19 protein-coding genes and 1 pseudogene are annotated in these 21,888 nt (G+C 74.5%); 7 read left to right on the forward strand and 13 right to left on the reverse strand.

Features of this window, described 5'->3' with window-relative positions:
• Positions 1–112: 112 nt before the first annotated feature.
• Positions 113–1,516, reverse strand: a complete 1,404-nt coding sequence (locus tag EES41_RS15780; RefSeq protein WP_367995777.1) for an ATP-grasp domain-containing protein — start codon at positions 1,514–1,516, stop codon at positions 113–115.
• 294 nt (positions 1,517–1,810) lie between these two features.
• Here EES41_RS15780 and EES41_RS44185 point away from each other — a divergent pair, with 294 nt between their 5' ends.
• Positions 1,811–3,433, forward strand: coding sequence for a glycoside hydrolase family 26 protein (locus EES41_RS44185; RefSeq protein WP_123078977.1), 1,623 nt, complete (start codon positions 1,811–1,813; stop codon positions 3,431–3,433).
• A gap of 11 nt (positions 3,434–3,444) precedes the next feature.
• Here the strand turns inward: EES41_RS44185 and EES41_RS15790 are convergent, their stop codons facing one another.
• From EES41_RS15790 to EES41_RS15830, 9 genes and pseudogenes are all read right to left on the reverse strand, one after another.
• Positions 3,445–4,587, reverse strand: a complete 1,143-nt coding sequence (locus EES41_RS15790) for a GNAT family N-acetyltransferase (RefSeq protein WP_123078979.1) — start codon at positions 4,585–4,587, stop codon at positions 3,445–3,447.
• On the reverse strand, positions 4,584–5,270 hold the full coding sequence (locus tag EES41_RS15795) for a lipopolysaccharide biosynthesis protein (RefSeq protein ID WP_123078981.1): 687 nt from the start codon (positions 5,268–5,270) through the stop codon (positions 4,584–4,586). Before EES41_RS15795 ends, EES41_RS15790 begins: the two co-directional genes overlap by 4 nt.
• 899 nt (positions 5,271–6,169) lie before the next feature.
• Positions 6,170–7,288, reverse strand: a pseudogene (locus tag EES41_RS15800) (glycosyltransferase); the annotation flags it as partial.
• A 14-nt stretch (positions 7,289–7,302) separates the two neighbouring features.
• A complete protein-coding gene (locus EES41_RS15805; protein ID WP_123078983.1) occupies positions 7,303–8,082 on the reverse strand; it encodes a polysaccharide deacetylase family protein in 780 nt (259 codons plus the stop codon).
• A complete protein-coding gene (gene murJ, locus EES41_RS15810) occupies positions 8,072–9,973 on the reverse strand; it encodes a murein biosynthesis integral membrane protein MurJ (protein ID WP_123082491.1) in 1,902 nt (633 codons plus the stop codon). The genes EES41_RS15805 and murJ overlap by 11 nt, the downstream gene beginning before the upstream one ends.
• On the reverse strand, positions 9,970–11,361 hold the full coding sequence (locus EES41_RS15815) for an O-antigen ligase (RefSeq protein WP_123078985.1): 1,392 nt from the start codon (positions 11,359–11,361) through the stop codon (positions 9,970–9,972). The genes murJ and EES41_RS15815 overlap by 4 nt, the downstream gene beginning before the upstream one ends.
• Positions 11,362–11,363: 2 nt before the next feature.
• Positions 11,364–12,875, reverse strand: coding sequence for a sugar transferase (locus EES41_RS15820; protein ID WP_174261816.1), 1,512 nt, complete (start codon positions 12,873–12,875; stop codon positions 11,364–11,366).
• A gap of 2 nt (positions 12,876–12,877) precedes the next feature.
• Positions 12,878–14,062, reverse strand: coding sequence for a glycosyltransferase (locus tag EES41_RS15825; protein WP_123078987.1), 1,185 nt, complete (start codon positions 14,060–14,062; stop codon positions 12,878–12,880).
• Positions 14,063–14,081: 19 nt separating this feature from the next.
• Positions 14,082–15,188, reverse strand: a complete 1,107-nt coding sequence (locus tag EES41_RS15830; RefSeq protein ID WP_250570161.1) for a DUF3344 domain-containing protein — start codon at positions 15,186–15,188, stop codon at positions 14,082–14,084.
• Positions 15,189–15,541: 353 nt separating this feature from the next.
• Here EES41_RS15830 and EES41_RS15835 point away from each other — a divergent pair, with 353 nt between their 5' ends.
• From EES41_RS15835 to EES41_RS15850, 4 genes are all read left to right on the forward strand, one after another.
• Complete coding sequence (locus tag EES41_RS15835) at positions 15,542–15,952, forward strand: rodlin (protein WP_123078991.1); 411 nt, start codon at positions 15,542–15,544, stop codon at positions 15,950–15,952.
• A 295-nt stretch (positions 15,953–16,247) separates the two neighbouring features.
• Positions 16,248–16,439 (forward strand): chaplin, encoded by a 192-nt coding sequence (locus EES41_RS15840; RefSeq protein WP_302186188.1) that lies wholly within the window; start codon positions 16,248–16,250, stop codon positions 16,437–16,439.
• A 121-nt stretch (positions 16,440–16,560) separates the two neighbouring features.
• On the forward strand, positions 16,561–17,748 hold the full coding sequence (locus EES41_RS15845; protein ID WP_123078995.1) for a chaplin: 1,188 nt from the start codon (positions 16,561–16,563) through the stop codon (positions 17,746–17,748).
• Positions 17,749–17,922: 174 nt separating this feature from the next.
• Positions 17,923–18,270: a hypothetical protein gene (locus EES41_RS15850; protein ID WP_123078997.1), complete on the forward strand. Its 348-nt coding sequence runs from the start codon at positions 17,923–17,925 to the stop codon at positions 18,268–18,270.
• 82 nt (positions 18,271–18,352) lie between these two features.
• On the opposite strand, the gene EES41_RS15855 is transcribed toward EES41_RS15850, so the two are convergent.
• Together EES41_RS15855 and EES41_RS15860 are read right to left on the reverse strand one after the other, a co-directional pair.
• Positions 18,353–18,592 carry a chaplin gene (locus tag EES41_RS15855; RefSeq protein ID WP_008743016.1) on the reverse strand — a complete coding sequence of 80 codons (240 nt, stop codon included), beginning with the start codon at positions 18,590–18,592 and terminating at the stop codon, positions 18,353–18,355.
• 136 nt (positions 18,593–18,728) lie between these two features.
• Entirely contained in the window at positions 18,729–19,343 is a 615-nt protein-coding gene (locus EES41_RS15860) for a hypothetical protein (RefSeq protein ID WP_123078999.1), read from the reverse strand.
• Positions 19,344–19,634: 291 nt separating this feature from the next.
• Here EES41_RS15860 and EES41_RS15865 point away from each other — a divergent pair, with 291 nt between their 5' ends.
• Positions 19,635–20,045, forward strand: a complete 411-nt coding sequence (locus EES41_RS15865) for a rodlin (protein ID WP_123082492.1) — start codon at positions 19,635–19,637, stop codon at positions 20,043–20,045.
• A 101-nt stretch (positions 20,046–20,146) separates the two neighbouring features.
• On the opposite strand, the gene EES41_RS15870 is transcribed toward EES41_RS15865, so the two are convergent.
• Positions 20,147–20,788: a vitamin K epoxide reductase family protein gene (locus tag EES41_RS15870; RefSeq protein WP_123079001.1), complete on the reverse strand. Its 642-nt coding sequence runs from the start codon at positions 20,786–20,788 to the stop codon at positions 20,147–20,149.
• A gap of 192 nt (positions 20,789–20,980) precedes the next feature.
• On the opposite strand from EES41_RS15870, the gene EES41_RS15875 reads away from it, so the two are divergent.
• Positions 20,981–21,766 (forward strand): DUF6227 family protein, encoded by a 786-nt coding sequence (locus EES41_RS15875; RefSeq protein WP_123079003.1) that lies wholly within the window; start codon positions 20,981–20,983, stop codon positions 21,764–21,766.
• Positions 21,767–21,888: the final 122 nt, after the last annotated feature.

Here is a 21,888-nt window from a genome sequence, read left to right on the forward strand (position 1 = left end):
CTTCCCGCTTCCCCGCCCGGAGCCCGTCGCCCGTCGCCCCCGGTCAGACGCCTCGACCACCCCCGCGCGCGGGCCGGCGCGGCGGGGACCGGCTCCGTCAGGTCGCGGCCGGTCACCGGGTGAGCAGCTCGTCCGGTTCGGCCGCCGCGGCCGGGGGCGCCGCCGGGGCCGGCGGGGTGAGGCCGCTGGCGCGCTGGCGCGGGGCGCGCACCACGGCGCGCGCCGTACGCCGGCCGTGCGCCGGAACCCGGCGCAGCACCCGCGCGCCCTTGTCCGCACCACGCCCCAGGAACGCGGCCAGCATCGCCAGGAACGGCTTCGGGTCGTCGGTGGCGAACCACGCGGCCTCGACCCGCCCCCGCTCCCTCTGCGGCACCACCCGGACCGGCCCGGCCGGCCCCACGGCCCCGACCGGAACCGGAGCCGGAGCCGCGGCCGCGGCCGCCGGCGTCTCGTCCGGGCCCGGACGCCGGCCCGCCGGAACTCCCGGCGCGGCCCCCGGCCCCGGCCCCGCGTCGGCGCGGGCCGCCGGGGCGCGGCGCGACGGGGCGAGGCGCGCCGACGGCTCCCGCCGGAACGGCAGTTGACGCCCCCGCACCGCCGCCAGCAGCGCGTAGTTCTCCGCGACGAACACCCGCCCCGGCCGGGGCACCGGCTCCGGGACCCGCTGCCCCGTCAGATCCAGGTACATCGCCTGGACGACATCCAGCCCCGCCGCGTCCGTGAACAGCCGGAACTGCGCCCCCGGGCGCGGATTGAAGTCCACCAGCCGGAAGCACCCCCGCTCGTCCCGGCGGAAGTCCAGGTCCAGGATCCCCTGGTAGCCGAGCCGTTCGGCGATCCGCAGCCCCGCCTCCTCCACCGCCGGGTCCGGCAGCCAGCGGCCCACCGCCGTCAGGCCCGTCCGTACCGGCCAGGACAGCTCCTTGCGCCCCGACCCGGCCAGCAGCGGGTGCCCGCCGCGCGTGAACGCACCGTGGAAGAACCAGTCCGTGTCCGGCCCCGCGGGCAGGAAACGCTGGAGCAGCAGCCTGCACCCCGCCTCGTCCGAGCGCTCGTACAACCGCCGCGCCTCGGCCGCGCTGTGGACGAGGGTGGTGCTGCGCAGGCCCGATCCCGCCGGCAGCAGCCAGGGCCGGCTCCACTTGGCGACCGTCGGCAGCCCCAGCCCCCACGCGGCCTCCGCCGCCTCCGCGCCGCTCGCCGGGATCACCGTCTCCGGGTGCGGGATGTCCCACCGCGCGCACAGCCGCGACAGCTCCGCCTTGTCGGCCACCCGCGCGGGCAGGCCGTCCGGCTGATGGGGGATCCGGAACCGCTCGCCCAGCCTCGGCGCGATCCTGGCGACGGCGATCGCGCTCAGGTCGTCCATCGCGACGAGGACCGCCGGCCGGCCGATCCGCTCCGAGACGCCGGCCAGGCATTCGAGCAACGCCTCCGGCGCATCGGGATCCAGCCCGTCCGACCCCCCGTCAGGACCCTGGTGCACGGCGCGCAGATACCGGGACCGCCCCATGGGTCCTCCCCCGGCCTCGACGACGGCATGGACCTCCACGCCCTTGCGGCCAAGGGATCTGACGGCGCCTAGGGTTCCGTGGTGGAACGGATTGCGGTCGAGTCTGAGCAGAACAGCGGGCACGAGGTTGCCGAAGGCGTGCATGGGAGCGGTGTCTTTCACCTAGTCGGACCAAGCGGGAAGGGTGCGCAACTGCGAATGGCCTATGTGGCGGTCACCGAACAGGCCGTTCGTCAGATGTGATGCCTAACGTCTTCGAGAAGCACACCGATTCGGGAAATCTCGGGAGACGCCATGCCCAGACCAGGTCGCCGACTCGCGAGCACCTGCATCGGTACGGTCACGGCCGGACTGCTCGCCACCGGCGCCACCCTCGCGGCGCCGGAAGCGCACAAGGGGAGCCAGGGCTCCGACATCGCCATGGGCGCCTACCTCGACTACGGGCCGTCCGGGATCGCCCGGATCCCGTCCCTGTCGCGCTGGCTGGGCGGCAAGGAGATCCGCGTCGGGCACACCTATCTGCCCGGAGACCGCTGGTCCGGCATCGAGGGCAACGTCGGCTTCCTGGAGGACTGGGCCGAATGGCGCCAGGCCAAGGACGACCGGATGTTCGTCCTGAACGTGCCCATGCAGGAACGCAACGAGGGCAGGGTGCCCAACCGCCAGGTGGCCTGGCTGATCAGGGCGGGCGCGGAGGGCGCGTACGACCACCACTTCAGGAAGCTCGCCGAGCGGCTCGTCGACCTCGGCGTCCCGGACACGGTGATCGTGCTGGGCTGGGAGATGAACGGCACCACCTACACCCACCGCTGCGCGCCGGACCCGGAGAACTGGAAGGTGTACTGGAAGCGCGTCGTGAAGGCGATGCGCTCCGTGCCGGGGCAGGAGTTCAGGTTCGACTTCGCCCCCAACCGGGGGAAGGACGCGATCGGCTGGACCGAGTGCTACCCGGGTGACGACGTCGTGGACATCGTCGGCATGGACTCGTACGACCAGGATCCGGGCCGGAGCTTCGACGATCAGGTGTCCCAACCGTACGGGCTCCAGCAGCACGTCGATTTCGCGAAGGCGCACGGCAAAGGCATCTCGTACCCGGAGTGGGGGCTGTTCAGGCGAGGGGACAACCCGGAGTACGTGCGGCGCATGCTGAAGTGGATCGAGCAGCACAGGCCGATCTACCACACCATCACCGACTACTGCCCGCACGGCGTGTGGCAGTGCAAGACGAACCCGCAGTCCTCGAAGGCGTTCCGCGACGCCCTGACCCCGGGCCGGCACGGCCCGGTGACCCCGACGCCGGTGATCCCCACGCCGGTGATCCCGACACCGGTCGTCCCGACGCCGGTCGTACCCACGCCGGTCGTCCCGACGCCCGTGGTGCCGACGCCGCAGATCCCCACGCCGCAGATCCCGAAGCCCGAGGTCCCGGCCCCGTCGCCGGTGGTCCCGAGCCCGACGGTCCCGGCACCGGTCAGCCCGAGTCCGGTCAGCCCGAGTCCGGCCGTCCCCAGCCCGGCCGTCCCGAGCCCCGAGGTCCCGGCGCCGGTCAGCCCCGCCCCCGTCGAGCCCAGCCCGGCCATCCCCAGCCCCGAGGTCCCGGCGCCGGTCAGCCCCGCCCCCGTCGAGACCCCCGCCCCCGTCCCCGTGCCCTCGCCCGTGCCCTCGCCCGCCGTCCCCGTGCCCTCGCCCGAGAGCCCGGCTCCGAGTGCCAGCCCGAGTGCCAGCCCGAGTCCGAAGCCGAGTCCGGTCGTACCGAAGCCGGATCCCGCGCCGGCCACACCCCCGCCCCTGCCGGTCAACAGCAAGCAGTGGTGCATGCCGCTCAACTTCGGCGAGTGGCTCTCGAAGCTGATCGGCAGGCAGTCGCTCTGCGTGAAGTTCGACTGGGGCAAGGACTCCGGCTTCTGGCCCTTCTAATACGAGCCGGGTCATCGCACGCGCAGTTCGTTCAGCCTGGCCCGCCAGTCCCGGGCCGCCGGCAGCGTTTCGCGCAGCGCGTCCACCGCCCGCTCGCGCCCCGTCACCTGCGACTCGTGCAGCCGCAGCAGGGGCGCGAGCGCGCTCGTGGCCAGCAGGAACCGCTGGTTGACGACCGTCTCGGGCCGCCAGTGGTTCTTGTACGGCTCGTCGCCGCGCAGGAAGCTCACCACCGGGCGGTGCTCCGCGAGGGCCTTGCCGGCCTCGTAGCGCAGCAGCAGCGTGGCCACGTCCACCTTCCGGTTCCGCAGGTCCGGATCGGCCCCGTACAGGTAGCCGCCGCTCAGCGCGGCCGACAGCAGGGTGACGTTGGCCGCCACCACCTTCCCGTCGAGCAGGAACTCGGTCAGCCGGGCCTCGCCCGCCCGCACCATCCGCCGGGTGGCCCGGGTCAGGTGCTCGGCGAAGCGCGGCCTGAGGTGCTCGGGGGTCACCCCGCGGCCGCGCCACTGCTGCTCGTGGAGCCGCAGCAGGGTCCGTACCGCGCGCGGCACCTCCTGCTCGGTGGCCTCGCGCTCCTCGATCCCGGCGGCGTCGTTCTTGCGCAGCTTGGCCCGGACCCGCTGGGCGCCGGAGCCGGGCATCCGTTTGACCAGCTCGTCGAACGGCAGCGTGGGCAGCTCCATGCAGGTGGAGTCGGCCAGCTTGGTCCGCACCCCGGGCCAGGCCTCGAACAGGGCCTCGGCGGCCGCGCCGGGCCGTACCTCGCGCAGGTCGACGACGGCGCTCCGGGCGGCCCGGTGGAGGCCCCGGGCGAGCGCCGGGACGACCTGGTCCGCGTACTCGGCGGCCACCAGGACGTCGAAGTAGTCGGTGATGGGGCCGCCGAGCGGCACCAGCCGCGGCAGCGGCCGGTGTACGAGCATCAGCGCGGCGGCGCCGACCAGTTCCCCGCCGCGCCGCACGAGCACGATCCGGAGCCGGCCGTCACGGCCGTAGGACAGCCACCAGGAGTGCAGCCAGGCGTGGCTCTGGAAGGGGGTTGCGGTGGGGCAGCCGCGGACGAGCCGGTTCCACGGCTCTTCCAGCGCGGCGAACTGCCGGGGGTCGCGGCACAGCGTCACCGACAGGGCCCCGGCGGAGCCCGTCGTCATCGCACGGACTCCTTCTCCTTGGTCTCGGAGTGCTCACCCTGCGCGGGCAGCGAGGCGTACTCCTCTGCGGGGGCGGCGGCCGGTGCGGCGGCCTCCGGGCGGCGGCGGGGCCGTGCCAGCAGCCACAGCCCGCCGAGCAGCCCGCCGGCGCACAGCCCCACGGCGCCGCTGACGCGGGCGGACGGCGAGGCCGGCTCGGTGGGGGCGACGGCCTGGCTGAAGAGCAGCAGCTGTACCCCGGTGCTCCTGGCGGCCTGGTTGCTGCTGAGCGAGAGCGCGTCGGCGACCGCGTTGGCGATGTCGGCGGCCTGGCCCGGGCGCCTGGAGGTCCCCGTGATGGCGATCATCGGGGACTCGGGGGAGGTCTCGGCGCGGACGTGGGTCCGGAGCCTGCGGGCGCTGACGCCCGCGCGGGGCTGGGCGTACGCGAGGGTGGAGCTGCTGGTCGCGATGCGGGCGTAGGCCTGGGCGAAGCCGAGGGCGGTGGCGGGCTCGGTGGTGTCGTCCGGGACGGCGACGACGTAGCTGGTGGCGGCGTACTCGGGCGCCTTCTGCACCCCGTACGCCCCGCCCGCGCCGAGCCCGAGCAGGGCGAAGGTGGGCAGCGGCCACCAGGCCAGGGACCGCAGGAACCTGGCCCGGCGGCGGTGGTCGGTCTTCTTCTGGTCGGCGGTGTCGGCCATGAGCGTGCTCGCTTCCTGAGGAGGGTGGAGGGGGAGGTCCTTCGGGCCCCTTCGGGCCCTGCGGGTGCGGTGCCCTGAGGGACGGATCAGCCGGTCGCCCGAGGCGCGGCCGGCAGGTGTTCGCCGCCGGGCCGCCCCGGCGAAACCGCGGCGGCGTCCGGCGCGGCCCCGGCCCCCGGGCGCCCCGAGGACACGGCGCCGGCGTCCGGCCCGTCGGCCGCGGCGGAACCGGACCCGGAGCGACCCGCCGGACCGGGCACGGCAACAGCGCCCCCGCCGGCCGCGGGCGCGCCGGCCGCGGGCACGCCGAGCGCGGGCGCGTCAGGCGCGGGCACGCCAGGTGCGGCCTCGGCGGGCGCGGGCACACCAGGTGCGGCCTCGGCGGGCGCGGGCACACCAGGTGCGGCCTCGGCGGGCGCGGGCACACCAGGTGCGGCCTCGGCGGGCGCGGGCACACCAGGTGCGGCCTCGGCGGGCGCGGGCACGCCAGGTGCGGCGCCGCTAGGTGTGGCCTGGGCAGGCGCGGGCGCGTCAGTTAGGGCACCAGCAGGCGCAGGCACGCCAGGCGCGGCCCCGGCAGGTGTGGCACCAGGTGCAGATCCAGCAGGTGCGGCAGCTGCGGCCTCGGCGGGCGCGGGCACGCCAGGCGCGGCGCCGCCAACTGCGGCCTTGGCAGGCGCGGCGCCGCTAGGTGCGGCCTGGGCAGGCGCGGGCGCGTCAGTTGGGGCACCGGCAGGCGCAGGCACGTCAGGCGCGGCCCCGGCAGGTGTGGCACCGCCAGGTGCAGGGCCAGCAGGTGCGGCCTCGGCGGGCGCGGGCACGCCAGGCGCGGCACCGCCAACTGCGGCCTCGGCAGGCGCGGGCGCGTCAGGCGCGGCAGGGGCCGGTGCGGGTGCGCCGGGTGGGGCCAAGGCCAGGGCGTAGACGGACAGGAGGCGTTCCGCGCTGCGGGCGATGTCGTAGTGGCGGACGACCGGGGGCGGGGGGAGCCGGCGGGCGCCCGCTTCCATGTGGCCGCGCAGGGCGGCGGTCAGTTCCTCGGTGCCCGTGCCGATCCGGCGGGCGCCCGGCGCCTGGTCCGCGGGCAGGTCGTCGATCGCGGGGCAGGTGACGTGCAGGACTGGCAGTCCGGCGGCCAGGGCTTCCACCACGGCCAGGCCGAACGCCTCCTCCCGCGACGGGGAGACGAACACGTCCATCGCGGCGAGCAGCGCCGGGATCCCGGGCGTGCGGCCGTCCGCGCTGTCGCCCAGCGGATCCCGCTCCCCCAGCAGGTGGATCCGGCCCTGCGCCCCGAGCTCGGCGGCCAGGCGCCGCAGCGCGGCCCGCTCGGGCCCGTCCCCCGCGATCAGCAGGTGCGCGCCCGGCAGCGCCGCGACCGCCCGTACGAGGACGTCGAACCGCTTGCCCGGTACCAGCCGGCCCACCCCGCCGACCACGAAGGCCCGTTCCGGCAGCCCGGTGCGGGCCCGGGTGGCCCGCCGCACCCCCTCGTCGAAGCGGAACCGGACGGCCTCGATCCCGTTCGGCACGACGTGCACCCGCGCCGCCGGAACGCCCCAGCCCTCCAGGCGGGACGCCACCGTGTCCGACACCGCGACCGTCGCCGCGCCCAGCCGCTCGCTCGCCAGGTACAGGGCCCGGACCCCGGCGGACAGGCGCCGCCCTTCGATCTCGGCCTCGCCGAGGGAGTGTTCGGTGGCCACCGTCGCCCGCACGCCCGCGAGCCGCGCCGCGAGGCGCCCGTACAGGCAGGCCCGGTACAGGTGCGTGTGGACGAGGTCGTACCGGCCGCGCCGGATGAACTTCACCAGCCTCGGCAGCGCCCCCAGGTCGCGGTTCCCGCGCATCCCCAGGTGCACCACGCGCACCCCGTCGGCCCGCAGCCCCTCGGCCACCGGCCCGGGGTTCGTCAGCGTCAGGACGTCGCACCGCATCGGCAGGTGCCGCAGCAGCAGCCGCAGTTGCTGCTCGGCGCCGCCGACGCCCAGCCCGGTGATGACGTGCAGCGCCCGCACCGTCTCCAGGGAGCTCACGCGGCGCCCACCCCGCGCCGCAGCTCCCGCACCTGGTGCCGCACCTGCTTGATCCGCAGCCGCGCACCCCCGTCGGCCTGGCTGACGTGCGTCCGCGGCAGGGCGTGCGGGCCCGCGAGCCGCCCGGGGTCGATCGCGCAGGCGTACCCGTACCCGGCGGCGCGCGTCGCGGCGACGACCCGGGCGTCGAGGTGGCCGTACGGGTAGCAGAACCCCTGCGGGAGGGTCCCGGTCAGCTCGCGCAGCAGCTCCCGGCTGCCGCGCAGCTCCTGCTGGAGGACGTCGTCGGGGGTGGCGGTGAGGTCCTGGTGGAGCAGCCCGTGCGAGCCGATCTCCTGCCCGGCGGCGGCGACTTCGCGGATGCCCTCGGCGGTGAGCAGGGACTTGCGCGGCCCCAGCGGGTCCCACACGTTGTCCACGCCGAGCCGCCCGGGCAGGACGAACAGGGTGGAGGTGCAGCCGTGGCGGCGCAGCAGCGGCAGCGCCCGGGTCAGGTAGTCGGTGTAGCCGTCGTCGAAGGTGAGCCCGACGAGCCCGGCCCCGCGCCCGGCCGCGCGGGCCCGCAGCAGCTCGGCGACGGAGACCCCGCGCAGGCCCCGGGAGCGCAGCCACAGCAGCTGGGCCTCCAGCACGCCCGGGGTGACGGTGATGCCGTACGGGTCCTCGGCGGGATCGGTGAACTCGGCGACCGAGTGGTACATCAGGACCCACGGGGACGCGGCCCTGCGGGTGGGTACCCCCACGGCGGCGGGCGCCGTGCCGGTGTCAGCGGACATTGCGGAACCTCTGGGTGAGCTGGGAGGTGAGCTGGGCGATCTGGCGGGGCAGGGCGATGACCTCGATGGCCCGTATGGCCGTCCCGGTGGCGCCGAACATGGCCGGGACCAGCAGGCAGCCGAGCCCGGCGCTGAGCAGCGGATCGGGGATCATCGGCCCGGCGATCCAGCCGGTGACGCAGGCGGCGAGGGCGGAGGCCGCGAGCCGGCCGATGCTGAGGGCGACCCGGCGGACCTCGATGGAGACGATCCGGGAGCCGAGTCCGGTGAGCAGCAGGACGGCGGTGGCTGAGATGCCGGCGGCGTTGGCGGCGGCGATGCCGTAGATGCCCCACCAGCGGACGGCGAAGGCTCCGGCGAGGACGTTGACGAGGAGTCCGGCGCCCATCGCGAGCGCCGGGAACCAGGTGGGCCGGGCGGTCGAGAAGAAGGGCCGGGACAGCGCCCCCACGAGGCAGTGGCCGAGGAGGCCGAGGCTGTAGACCCGCATGACGGAGGCGGTGGCGAGGGTGTCCTGGTGGGTGAACGCGCCCCGCTCGAAGAGCACCTGGATGATCTGGGGGGCGTAGCCGACGACGAGCGCGGTGCCCATGAGCACGGCGAGGGAGGCGAGGGCGAGGTCCTGCTCGACGCGCCGCCGGGCCTTCTCGCGTTCCCCGCCGGCCATGGCCTGCGCCACCACCGGGAAGGTGACGGTGCAGATCATCAGGGACAGCACCATCGGCATCTGCGCGACCTTCTGCGCGTAGTTGAGGTGCGAGATCGCCCCGGACGGCAGCGAGGCGGCGAGGAACCGTTCGACGAGGACCTGTGACTGGCGGAAGACGGCGAAGAAGATGACGGGCGCGATCAGCCCGAAGGCGATCAGGGTGGGCCGGTCGCGGTCGCGCCGGCCGCGCGGCGCGTCCACGGGGTCGGTGTCCCGGTTCCTGGACCGCCGCAGTCCGAAGCCCACGTTGCGGATGAACGCGGGCAGTTGGACGAGGACCATCAGCAGCCCGCCGACGGCGACCCCGGCGGCGGCGGCCCGGACCCCCCACACGGCGTGCAGGGCGACCATGACGGCGATGATGCCGACGTTGTAGGAGACGTAGATCGCGGCGGGCGGCAGGAAGGACCGGTGGGCCCGCAGCGCGGCGCTGAAGTATCCGGCGATGCCGAAGGACAGCACGGTCAGCGCGGTCATCCGGGTGCACTCGACCGCCAGCCGCGGATCCGGCAGCCCGGGCGCGAGCACCCCGACGACGAGCGGCGCGGCCACGACGAGTACGCAGGCCACCGCCGCCAGGAGCACGACGAGCCGGGGCAGCGTCGCACCGACGAGCAGGCGTACGGGGTCCTGCGTGCGGGCCTCTTTGCGGGTGAGCCCGGCGCGGCCGGCGGCCCGCCGGGCCAGGGCGTGGCTGAAGGCGGGCACCATCAGCAGCGCCATGGCGTCCTCGATCAGCAGCGTCGAGGCCATCTCGGGCACGGTCCAGGCGATCAGGAACGAGTCGCTGTCGTGCCCGGCGCCGAAGAGGTGGGCGATGGTCTGGTCCCGGACCAGTCCGAACAGCGCCCCGGCGGCGGTGAGTCCGGCGGTGACGGCGGCGGCCTTGGCGAGGAACCGCCCGAGCGGCGCGGGCGCGTTCCCGCCCGGCGTTCCGCCTCCTCCTCCGGCCCCGCCCCCGCTCCCGGGGCCGGCGCCGCCGCCGCGCCGGACCGGCGGCGCGGCCGGCCGCGCCGTGGCGGTGGCGGTCGCGGTGCCCGGCGGGACCGGGGCGGTGGCGGTGCCCGGAAGGACCGGGGGCCGGGCGGGGCCGGGCTCCGGCGGGCGCGTCGAACGGCCCGCGGCCGCGGCGACTTCGGTCGCCGCGCCCACGGGCCGCCGCCAAGGCGTCGTATCCGTCACAGGCCGTCCGCACCCGCGGCGGCGCGCCGGGCGGCCGGGCCCGCGACCGGGCCGGCGGGGCCCGTGTCGTCCGGCGAGGGCAGCGCCCACCACGCGGCGAGTCCGATGATCACTCCGGTGAGGACGGTGGAGGGGCCGCCGATGTCCGCGTAGAGGAAGTCGGTCAGCTGCCACGCGAGCAGGCCGATCGCGATCAGCCCGCAGTCCCGGATCCGGCGCGCGGAGCCGCCGGACGCGTACCGCCGCACCCCCGCCACCAGCAGCGCCGCCCAGCCGCCCGCGAGCGCGACCAGCCCGATCAGCCCCTGCTCGCTGAGGACCAGCAGGTACATGTTGTGCGGGGAGAGCAGCGGCTGGCGCAGGTACGCCTGGCCCGCGCCGGCGGTGTCGCTGCCGGAGGACAGCGCCAGCGAGGAGTGCCCGTCGCGGTGCGCGGGGAAGCCCTTGAGGCCCACGCCGGCGGCCGGCCGCTCGCGCCACATCGACTCGGCGGCGGCCCACATCGTGTAGCGGTCGGTCACCGACTGGTCGGGGGCGCTGGATACCTGCGTGATCGAGGTCAGCCGCTCCGTCACCATCTCGGAGCCGATCCCGAACCCGCCCACCAGCACCACGCCCGCCGCGGTCAGCGCCACCAGCACCTTCAGGGCCCGCCGGATCCCGGCCAGCACCATCACCAGCACCGCCGCACCGAGCGTGGCGATCCACGCGCCGCGGCTAAACGACAGCACCAGCGGCACCACCAGCACCAGCGCACAGCCCCCGGCGATCCGCCGGACCCGGGCCGGCAGGCCCGGCGCCAGCGCCGCCGCGGTCGCGATGACCAGCCCGTACGCCACGACCGTGGCCATGCCCATCACGTCACCGGGCCCGAAGGTCCCCACGGCCCGGATGTCCTCGCCCTGGTACGAGGCGCCGGTGTGCGTCGCGTACTGCAGCACCCCCACCGCGCCCTGGAACAGCGCCAGGACCACGAGGCACCCGGCGGTGATCCGGAACTCCCGCGCGTCCCGGACCAGCAGTAGCACCGCCGCCGGGACCAGCACGAACACCTGGAGGTAGCGCACGAACCCGGGCAGCGCCGCGTACGGATCCCCCGCGGTCACCGTCGCCACCGCCAGCCCCACGGCGGGCAGCCCCAGCACCAGCGCGCCCAGCGGACTCAGCGCCCGCACCCGGCCTCGCAGCGCCTGGACGGCGCAGACGCACACCAGCAGCAGCGAGGCGGCGTCGGCCGGGCCGACCTTCCCCGAGGCGGTGGCGTCACCGGCGGGCAGCGGGGCGAGGAGGAGCAGCACGGCGGCGGCCAGCGGCAGCAGCGGCCAGTGCCGGCGCAGCGCCCCGGCGAGCGCGGGCCGCCCCGGGTTCCCGGACAGTGCGAGGCTCATGGTCAGCTCCCCCCGAGCCGGAAGCGGAAGAACGAGGCCGCGGTGCGGGCCAGGATCCACAGGTCCTGCCAGAGCGACCAGGTGTCGATGTAGTGGTTGTCGAAGCGGGCCCGGTCCTCGATCGAGGTGTCCCCGCGCAGCCCGTTGATCTGGGCGAGCCCGGTGATGCCGACGGGCATCCGGTGCCGGGCCTCGTAGCCGGGGTGGACGGCGGCGAACTTGGCGACGAAGAAGGGCCGTTCGGGGCGCGGCCCGACCAGGCTCATGTCCCCGCACACGACGTTCCACAGCTGCGGCAGCTCGTCCAGCGAGGACTTGCGCAGGAAGGAGCCGACCGGGCTCATCCGGTTGTCCCCGGCGACCGTCCAGCGGGTGGCGGACTCGTGCGCGTCGGCGCGCAGGGTGCGGAACTTCAGCAGGGTGAAGGGCCGCCCGTACAGGCCGACCCGCTCCTGCCGGAAGATCACCCCGGGGCCGTCGGAGAGCCGTACGGCCAGCGCGCACAGGCCCATCACGGGCGCGGCGGCGATCAGCGCGAGGGCAGCGAGCGCCCCGTCGATGGCCCGCTTGGCCCAGCGTTCGACGGGCCGGGAGGAGCGCGGCAGCAGCGGCTGTACGGCGTACCCCCACAGCTGGTCGGCGGGCTGGGCCACGCGCATGCCGGTCACCTTGGCGGTGCCGGCCGGGTCGGCGAGCCAGAGCCGGCAGCCGTGGTCGTGGAAGAGCCGGACCAGCGAGGCGGTGCGCTCGTCGGCCTCGGGCGGGCGGGTGAACACCGCCTCCCGGACCGCGTTCTGGATGATCGCGCGGCGGATGTCCTCGTGGGCGACGAGGACCGGCAGCTGGCTGCTCCCGTCGTCGGCCGCGGGGCCGGTGTCGGCGATCCCGACGGGCCGCAGCCCGTACTCGGGGCGCCCGTGCAGGGCGGCGGCGACGGCGCTCGCGCCCTCCCCGGGGCCGACGACGAGCACGGAGGAGGGCCCCCGCAGGGCGGCGCGGCGGCGGGCGGCGTTGACGAACCCGCGTCCCGCGCAGGCCAGGACGAGCTGGAGGCAGACCGCGGTGAGCAGGACGCTCCAGCCGAGCGGCCGGCCGGGCCGGACGGCGGCCACGACGGCGGCGGCCCCGCACCACAGCACGGCGGACCGGCCGGCCAGCGCGGGCAGTTCCAGGAGCGCGGAGGGCGCGAGCCGCGGCCGGTACAGCCCGGCCCGCGCGTGCAGGGCGGTGAGCAGTACGGCGACCGGCGCGGCCGCCTCGATCGACAGGCCGAGCCCGGGCAGGGCCGCCGCGGTGAGGACGACGGCCAGCGCGTCGGCGGCCAGCAGCGGGGCGGGGCCGCCGCGGCGGCGGACCCGCTGCGGCCGCAGGGCGGGCCGGGCCTGGTCGGCCCGGGGCCGGCGCGGGGGGTGGATGGCGGTCACGGAGCGGCGGACGGCGGTGCTGTTGCCGGCGGCGCCGCCGGCCGGCCCCGTACCGCCCTGCCCCGTGTGCCGGGCGGGTGCGCTGTCCATGGTCATCGGCTGATGCGCTCCTGGTTCAAGGGCCGGGGCCTGCCCAGCAGTTCGTGGTACAGGCCGGTGACCGCGTCCGTGGTCCGCCGCACGTCGAAGTCGGTCCGGGCGTGCTGCCTGGCCTGCTCGCCGAGTTCGGCGAGCAGGCCGGGCTCGGTGAGCAGCCGGGTCAGGCCCTTGGCCAGCGCCGTCGGGTCCTGTGGCGGCACCAGACACAGCCGTGCCTGGCCGGGCGGCAGGCTCTCCCGGGCGCCGCTGACGTCGGAGACCAGGACCGGGCGACCGCAGGCCATGGCTTCGAGCGGGGCGAGCGCCATGCCCTCCCACCGCGACGGCAGTACAACGAGATCGGCGGCCCGAAGCCACGGTCGGATGTCGGCGGCGGCTCCCGCGAAGAGCACGCCGGGCGGTGCGGTGCGGCGCAGCCGCTCGGTGTCGGGGCCGTCCCCGACGAGGGCGAGGCGGGCGCCCGGGACCGCGGCCAGCAGCTCCGGCCAGGCCTGGAGCAGGACGTCCTGGCCCTTCTGGTGGCAGAGCCGGCCGACGCAGACGGCGAGCGGCCCGTCGCCCCGGAAGGCGGCGGGCAGCGGGAGTTCGGCGCGGGCCAGCGCCCGGTCGTGGTCGCGGTCGGGGGCGCCGGGGCGGAAGTGGCCGAGGTCCACGCCGTTGCGGATCACCGCCCAGCGGGCGTGGATCCCCTCGCTCGCGCCGGCGCGGCGTTCGGCCTCGCTGACGCAGAGCACCCGGTCGGCCCAGCGGACCGCGTACCGCTCCCAGCGCAGCGCGAGGGCCGCGGTGGCGCCGCCGACGGCGTCGAAGGACCAGGCGTGCGGCTGGAAGACGGTGGGTACGCGGCCGCGGACGGCGAGCCGGCCGGCGAGGCCCGCCTTGGCGCTGTGGGCGTGCAGGACGTCGGGCCGCACGCGCCGGACCAGCCGGCGGGCGCCGGGCACCTCGGTGGCCAGCCCGGGCCCGGGGGCGCGTCCGGCCCGCCAGGTGAGCACCTCGGCCCCGGCCTCCCGGGCGGCGTCGGCGAGCCGTCCGCCGGGCGGGCAGCCGACGACGGCCCGCAGTCCGGCGGTGGCCTGGGCGCGGACGAGGTCGACGACGACACGGGCGACGCCACCCTCCACCGGCTGGACGAGGTGGAGGACGGTGAGTGGAGCGTTCGAACGGTTAGTCGGCACGTGGAGTGGTCTCCTACGTTCAGCGGCGCGCGTCTGTCTGAACGAAGAGCACACCGAGAAAATGACCCTGGTTTTCGCCCGTGAACCTGAAACTCAGGCTGCGGGCACCATCGGACAGAACAGGACTCAGATCGAATACGTCCGCGTCATATCCGAGATTATTCATATGATCAGGCTGTCGCACGAAGGCGTTATGTCCGAATTCTTTGATCGTGGAATTCATGACGTCATTGAAGGGATTCTCTCCGTCGCCCAGGCTCACCCGGCGGCCACCGTCGGCGGTCACCGAGAGTGAGTCCCCGAGGGTGCCCCGGTCCCCGTCGTACCCGACCACCCCGGCCTTGCCCCTCGCTCCGGGGCGCGCCCGGAGGCCGGCGATCTCGACCGTCTCGGCCTCCCGACCGGCCCCGGCGGCCAGCCCCTCGAAGCCGTCCCACAGCGAGACCCGGCGCAGCGGCTCCCGCGGGTGCTCGTACGCGACGACCAGCGTCCAGCCGCCCCAGGCACCCACCTCGGAGTGGCCCATGGCGATGTTCAGCTGGGCCACCGTCCACATCCCGGCGCCGCCCGTGCGGACCAGCGGCGTCACGTCGGCCGAGGCCTGGTAGGCATCGCTGCCCGTGTCGCTCTGGTGCCCGACGACCGTGTCGGCCAGCACTTCCTTGTACGCGCCGCCCGGCTCGGCGACCAGCACCCGGCCGTTGTCCTGCGGCGGCTTCTGCTCGCCCACCCGCAGGTTCCCGCCCCAGTACAGCCGGGCGTACGAGACCTTCGCGCCCTGCGGGACCTTGAGCTCGGCCCGCGTGGAGTTGTAGGTGTCGGGGTTGTCGTCGACCTCGCTGTAGAACATCTCGAAGTCGCTGTTGACCCCCGCCGCCCCCTTCTTTACGTCGGCGCACGGCTCGGCCTGCGGGGCCACCTCCCGGCGGCAGCTGATGGACGAGTTGGAGGCCCGCACCAGCCCGCCGTGCTGCACGGCCTGGTAACGCTGGGTGAAGGGAATGCGGACGGCCTCCCCGGGCGCCGGCACGGGCGCCGCCGCGGCCGCCGCGGCCGGGATGTTCACGGAAAGGGCGAGGCAGGACAGCAGACCGAGCGCGGCGAGGATTCTGCCGGAGGAAGCCATGGCCCTGTCTCCATTTCCGATCAAGGGAACAAAACAGGAGTGAACTTTGGCAGAACCAGGGCCGGAAATCACGTCGGACTCGCCCGTACGGCCTTTTGGGCGATGACACGCACCCTCACAGCGGGCGGGTCGTTATGCGGGGGGCCATTGTCCGGACCGAAAGGAAATCGGCGATGGCCTGGTGGACCCGGGCTCCGGCACCCACCACCTCAGGGCGCGACCGTCAGCCCGTTCGTCAACCGAGCCGCCCGAAACGTCGGCATCCGAGTGAAAACACGCAACCCGGACCGGGGCCGCGGCGTTGATCCGGATGCTCCACCACCACCGGGCAATCCTGCAAAAAAGGGACGACAATGATCAAGAAGATGATGGCCTCGGCCGCGGTTGCCGCCTCGGTCGTGGGCATGGGTGCCGCCATGGCTCCGCAGGCGATGGCCATCGGCAACGACAACGGCATCAACACCGTGAACGGCAACGGCGCTTCGCAGATCTACGGCAACCAGGCCACCTACGGCAACATGAGCCCGCAGATGGCGCTCATCCAGGGCTCCTTCAACAAGCCCTGCATCGCCCTGCCCGCCAAGGCCAACGTCCAGTCGCTGCTGGCCCTGGTCAACGTCGGCGTCCAGGACATCCCCGTCCTGTCCAGCCCGCAGAACCAGCAGTGCACCGAGAACTCCACCCAGGCCAAGGGCGACGAGGCCCTGTCGCACATCCTGGACAACATCCCGATCCTGTCCGGCAACGTCTCCTCCGGCAGCTGATCGCAGGCGCCCGCCCGAGGCCGCCGCACCTTTCGGTCGCGGCGGCCTCGCCGCGTGCGGGGGCCGGGCCCCCGACCCGGCCCCCGCACGCGACCCCTTGAATGAGCGACGTACATTCGCCCCCGAATTCCGGACGCCCGGGGCATCGGGGTGAATTACGGAGCAGCCGCCGGAAATATGCGGTTTCTTTTTCCCGAACCACTCGTTGTCAATTCTGCAGTGGATACGCCTCTGCGGGAAGGATCGAAAACAAATGACGTACAAGAAGGCAGTGGTGCTGGCCGCCGGCGTTCTGATGGCCGCCGGTGCCGCCTCCCCCGCCCTGGCCGACGCCGGCGCCGAGGGCGCGGCCGTGGGCTCCCCCGGTGTCCTGTCCGGCAACCTGGTCCAGGTCCCGGTTCACGTCCCGGTCAACGTCTGCGGCAACACCGTGAACGTCATCGCGGCTCTGAACCCGGCGTTCGGCAACGCCTGCGTCAACGCCTGACGCAGCGCCTGAGCCCGCAAGGGCGAACCTCCTCGGGGTGGCCTCGGAGTGCACGGCGGTGCACTCCGGGGCCACCTTCGATTCACCACCGGCGGGAGTGCCGGTAGACAGGGAAGGACCCATGCGACAGGTACTGAGCCGACAGGTACTGGGCAAGGGGATGCTCACGGCTGCGGCCGCCTCCAGCCTGCTGTCGATCGCGACCGGCGCGGCGTACGCGCACCCCGGGGCGATGGCCGAGGCCGCGCATTCGCCGGGCGTGCTGTCCGGCAACAGCGTCTCGGTACCCATCACCTTCGCACCGAACGTCTGCGGCAACAGCGTGGACGGCGGCGCCGCCCTGAACCCCGCGATGGGGAACACCTGCGCCACCACCACCGGCTCGCACGTCAGCCGTGACGCCTACGAGCACTACCTCAGCCCCGAGCGGGCCGAGCGGGCCGAGGCCTTCGAGCGCTACCTCGACGAGGAGCGCCGGGGACGGCACGCGCTGCCGGACCGCCGCGCGGAGGAGGGCGGCGGCCACGGCGAGGAGCGCGGGTACGGGGAACAGCACCACCCGGCGCCCCGGCACGCGGCCCCGCGCCACGAAGCGCCCCGGCACGCGGCCCCGCGCCACGAAGAGCGGCACGCCGGGAGCGGCTACGGCGACTCGGCGCAGGAGTGCGACGACCACCCGCGCCACGAGGCCGAGCACCCGCACCCGGCGCCCCCCGCGCCGCCGCGGGCCGCGCCCCGGCCCGCCCCGGAGCGCCCCGCCCCGCGGCCGCACCCGACGCCCGCCCCGGCTCCCGAGACGCCCGCGCCCGCGCCGGTCGCGCAGGCCCCGATGCCGCTGCCGGCGCCGGAGCCCTTCCCCACCCCGGCCGAGGAGGCACCCGCCCCGCTGCCCGCCCCGGCCCCCGTCGGGGAGGCGCCGCCCGTGACGCTTCCCGCGCCGGCGCCGCCCGTGGAGCAGGAGCTGCCCGCCCCGCGTCCGCCGCACGGCAGCCAGCCCGTCGGGCACCCCGCGCCCGCCCCGGCGCCGGAGGCCGTCCGGCCGCCCGCGGACCAGCCGCCGGCCGCCCCCGCCGGTGACACCCCGGTCCACCTGCCCCCGACGGCCCCGGCCCCCGCGCCGGTCGCCCCGCCGCAGGCTCCGGCCTTCCCCGCGCCCGTCCTCGCGCCCGTCCCCGCCCCCGCTCCGGCCCCCGCGGTCGCGCAGGAGCTCGCCGCGACCGGCGCGGGCCGGCCCGGGGCGGCGGCGGCCCTCGCCTCGGCCCTGATCCTGGGCGGCGCCATTTTGTACCGACGGTCCCGTAGCGCCTGACGGCAGTACCGGTAATCAGAAAAAATATCGGCCGGAGAATCCTTTGTCGGATTCTCCGGCCTTCGTCGTGTTCGCTCGCGCGTTTCCGCAGCGGCGGGGAATCGTTACCCAGGTCGAAAGCGGCGCGACGGTCGCCGCTGACGCCTCTGTCCACGAAAGAAGAGGATTTCGATAATGAAGCTCACGAAGGTCGCCGCTGTCGTCGCCGGCTCCGTCGCCGCCCTCGGCGCCGCCGCCCCCGCCTTCGCGGCCGCCACCCCGGCCCAGATGCCCCCCATGAGCATGACGAGCGGGGCGACGGAGGTGCTGAACGCCGTCAACCCGGTCTCCGAGGCGCTCCCGCAGACCGTGGGCAACGCCGTCGCCGAACAGGGCGACAGCGTCGGCAAGGTCGTGGGCACCGTGCAGCAGGTCAACAAGGTCCGCAACAACGTGCCGGGCGAGGTGCTCGGCCTCGCCAACGGCGCCACCCAGGCGTCCCCGCTGCTCGGCGGAGTGAAGCTCAACGGCGGCGCGCACTGAACGATCCGCCGCACCCTCCCGTACACATGACTGTGGGCGCCACCGGCGAGGCCGGGGCGCCCACAGTCGCGTACGACCGACGTCAGTTGTTGACGCAGACGTTGCCGAACGTGGGGTTCAGCAGCGCGATGACGTTCACGGTGTTGCCACAGACGTTGACCGGGACGTGAACCGGGACCTGGACCAGGTTGCCCGACAGGACACCGGGGGAACCCACGGCCGCGCCCTCGGCGCCGGCGTCGGCGATGGCAGAGCCGGCGGCAGCGCCCGCGGCGAGACCAGCGGTGGCCAGGACCAGAGCGGCCTTCTTGGCAGAGTTCATGGGAAGTGCACCTTCTGTTCGATGTTCTGCCCCGATCCGGGGCTCACACCGACAGAAACGGTCCACCTTGCCAGACCGACACGGCCTCAGGCGCGATCAGACCTGATCAGCTCAATAGTCGTAACCATGTACCCCGTTACGGCCGGTCGGGAACGGCCGGTACGTCAGGGATATCCGGAATTGAGGGGGTGCCGGGCGCCGCACCGACCGGCGGGAGCGCCGGATCGGCCACCGGGAGATCGACCGGAAGGTCGACGGGGAGATCGACGGGGAGCTTGGGCGTCTGGACGTCGGGGACGGAGACGTCCGGGAGGGGGATGTCCGGGATCGGGACGTCCGGGACGTCCGGGACGTCCGGGACGTCCGGGACGTCCGGGACATCGGGGAGATCCGGAAGGTCCGGCAGGCCCGTGCCCGTGGGGAGGTCGACGGGCGGGACGTCCGGGATCGTCGGCAGGTTCGGCAGGGTCGGGAGCTTGATCTCCGGGAGCGTCATGCCGGGCAGCAGGCTCTGCAGGGACTTGAGGAGGTCCGCCAGGGTCCTGGAGACCCCCGCGAGGAGGTCGTCGATCGGACCGGCGGCCGCCGCCCGCTCGTTGACCTGCTGCTGGGCCGAGGCCACGTGGTCGAGGGCCGCGGCGGCGCCCTCACCGTCCACCGCGCTCGCGGGAGCGGCCGCACCGGACAGTATGGCGACGGCGAGGGCCGACGGAACGAGGACGCGGGTGCGGAACGACTTCGTGCGCTGCATGGAACTTCCTTCTGGTGGTCGCGGGAACGCGCGAGAAGCGGATGAGTAAATTCCGCTTCCTTGCTCACCGTGCGAACACGTTCCACGGAGCGCAACCGGAGCGCGCGGGGCCGCCCGCCCACTGAGGGCTGCGTGCGGGCTTCGCGCAGGCGTCCGGGACGGCCTCACCCGCCCCGGGGAAAAGCGCGCCACGAACGGGCCGTTTGAGTGAAGCAGCGGAACCAACCCCGTGAAGGGCCAGTTGATCAGGGCGCTCCACTAGCGGGCACTCGTGCGACAAAAGGACCAATGATGTTCAAGAAGATCATGACCGCCGCCGCGGTTACCGCCGTTGCGGTCGGCGCGGGCGCTGCTGTCGCGGCCCCGGCCATGGCCATCGGCAACGACCACGGGGTCAACACCGTCAACGGCAATGGTGCCCAGCAGATCTACGGCAACCAGCGGACCAACGGCGACATGAGCCCGCAGCTCGGCCTGGTCCAGGGCACCCTGAACAAGCCCTGCATCGGCCTGCCGGCGAAGCTCAACGTCCAGTCGGTCCTGGCGGCCCTCAACATCGGCGTCCAGGACATCAACGTCCTGTCGAACCCGCAGAACCAGCAGTGTGCCGAGAACTCCACCCAGGCCAAGGGCGACGAGCCGCTCTCGCACATCCTGGACAACATCCCGGTCCTGTCGGGCAACGCCTCCGTGGGCAGCTGACCCCCGCTCCCCCCTGCGGCACGGGCCCCCTGTCGCCCGTGGAGCGATGTGACGAGGGCCCCGGCAGCCTCCAGCTGCCGGGGCCCTCGCCTGCGCCCGGGTCAGGAGGTCCAGAACTCCCACCACCGGGTGAGGATCAGCATCCCGATCACCCCGAGGTGCAGGGCGGGCGGCGCCCAGCCGAACTCGGTGAAGAAGCCCCGTACCGGTCCGGGCGCGGGAAGGTGGCCCGTACGGACGTTGTGCGCGGTCACCGCCCAGAACATCAGCAGCGTCGCCGCCCAGGTCAGACAGCACCACAGGCAGAGCGCGTTGATCTCGTAGAGCGACTGGACCATCAGCCAGGTGCAGAAGCCGACGCCGAAGGCCGTGCCCGCGTTCAGACCGAGCCAGAACCAGCCGCGGTAGCGGGCACCGGCCAGCAGACCGGCGCCGACGCACACCACCGCGCCGAACGCGACCAGCCCGAGCATCGGGTTGGGGAACCCGAAGGCCGCCGCCTGGTCGCTCTTCATGACGCTGCCGCAGGAGACCACGGGGTTGAGGCTGCACGCCGGCTTGAAGTTCGGGTCCTCCAGCAGGAGGAACTTGTCGAGGGTGATCACCCAGGAGGCCAGCGCCCCCGCCGCCCCGGTGAGCAGCAGCAGCCAGGCCAGCACCCGCGGGGCCGCCTCGGGTTCGCCCCCGGTTCGCCCGGCGGGCCGTCTCTGTTGGCGGGGAACGCCCACCGTATTCGTTGCCATGCGGCCCATACTCCCGCGCTTGCGGGCAGAACGGCACCAACCCTGCCTGTTCGTACGCAAGTTGACCTGAAGGTGTGGCGGGAACCCCTGATGAGTCCCGGACGTTTTACCGAACCCCGGACGTGATGTCCGCACCAGGGGCTACGTTGTGCTTCCGCTAAGTCACGAGCTGCGACGGCCTGGAGACCCACCTTGAGCGATCCGTACGAGACAACCGGGGCGCACCTCGATCGACTCCTGGGCCGCGCCCTCAACTCCTATGACCTGCCGGACCGGTTGGTCGAGCGCCTCGGGACGGCGCTCGCCCACAGTTCCTCGCTGTACACGACGCACCACAGCCCGGCGGCGGGGCTGTGGCGGGAGACCCACCGGCACACGTACCTGCTGGCGGACGGCGGGGCCGTGTCCCTGTGGGAGCTGGTGTACCGGCTGGAAGGCGACCGGGCCGTGCGGCACGAGGTCTTCACCGGGAAGGCGGAGGCCCACCTGGCGGTGGCGCGGCTGTTCGGCGAGCCGGTGTCCGCGTCGGCGTCCGAGGTGCCGGACGACTTGGCGTCGATGGCGGCCGAGGAAGCTTCCGCGGCGCAGGACGCGGCCGCGCTGAGCGCCCTGTTCACGGCCCCGGGACCGGCCGAGCGGCAACGGGACTACGTGGTGGACGATTCCGCCGACCACGCCCGGCGGGTGCTGCGGCGCGCGGAGAACGCGGACCGGCCGGGCGAGGAGCTGGCGCGGCGGCTGCGGACGGCGTACGCGCACCAGATCACCCAGGCGTTCGGCGGCCGGCCCGGTCTGGCGGGCGGGCGCGACACCGGATTCAGCCTGTACGAGCACGCCTTCCTGCTGCTGGACGGCAGCGAGCTCAGCCTGTGGGAGGTCGAGCACACCGCGACCCCCGACGGCCGGCACATGTGCGAGGTGTACGGCAGCGAGGCCGCCGCGCGCGGCGCGATGGAGCTGCGCGCCCGCGTGCGGTAGCCGTGGCCGGGCGCGGCCGGGGCCTGTCTTTCGGATCAGCCCGGCCTGATCCGAAGGACAGGCCCTCAAGCCGAACGGGCACGCCCGCCTGTCGAGGCGGACGTGCCCGTTCGTACGGTCCG

Origin of the sequence: Streptomyces sp. ADI95-16 (genome assembly GCF_003721495.1) — a bacterium.
Lineage (GTDB): Bacteria > Actinomycetota > Actinomycetes > Streptomycetales > Streptomycetaceae > Streptomyces > Streptomyces goshikiensis.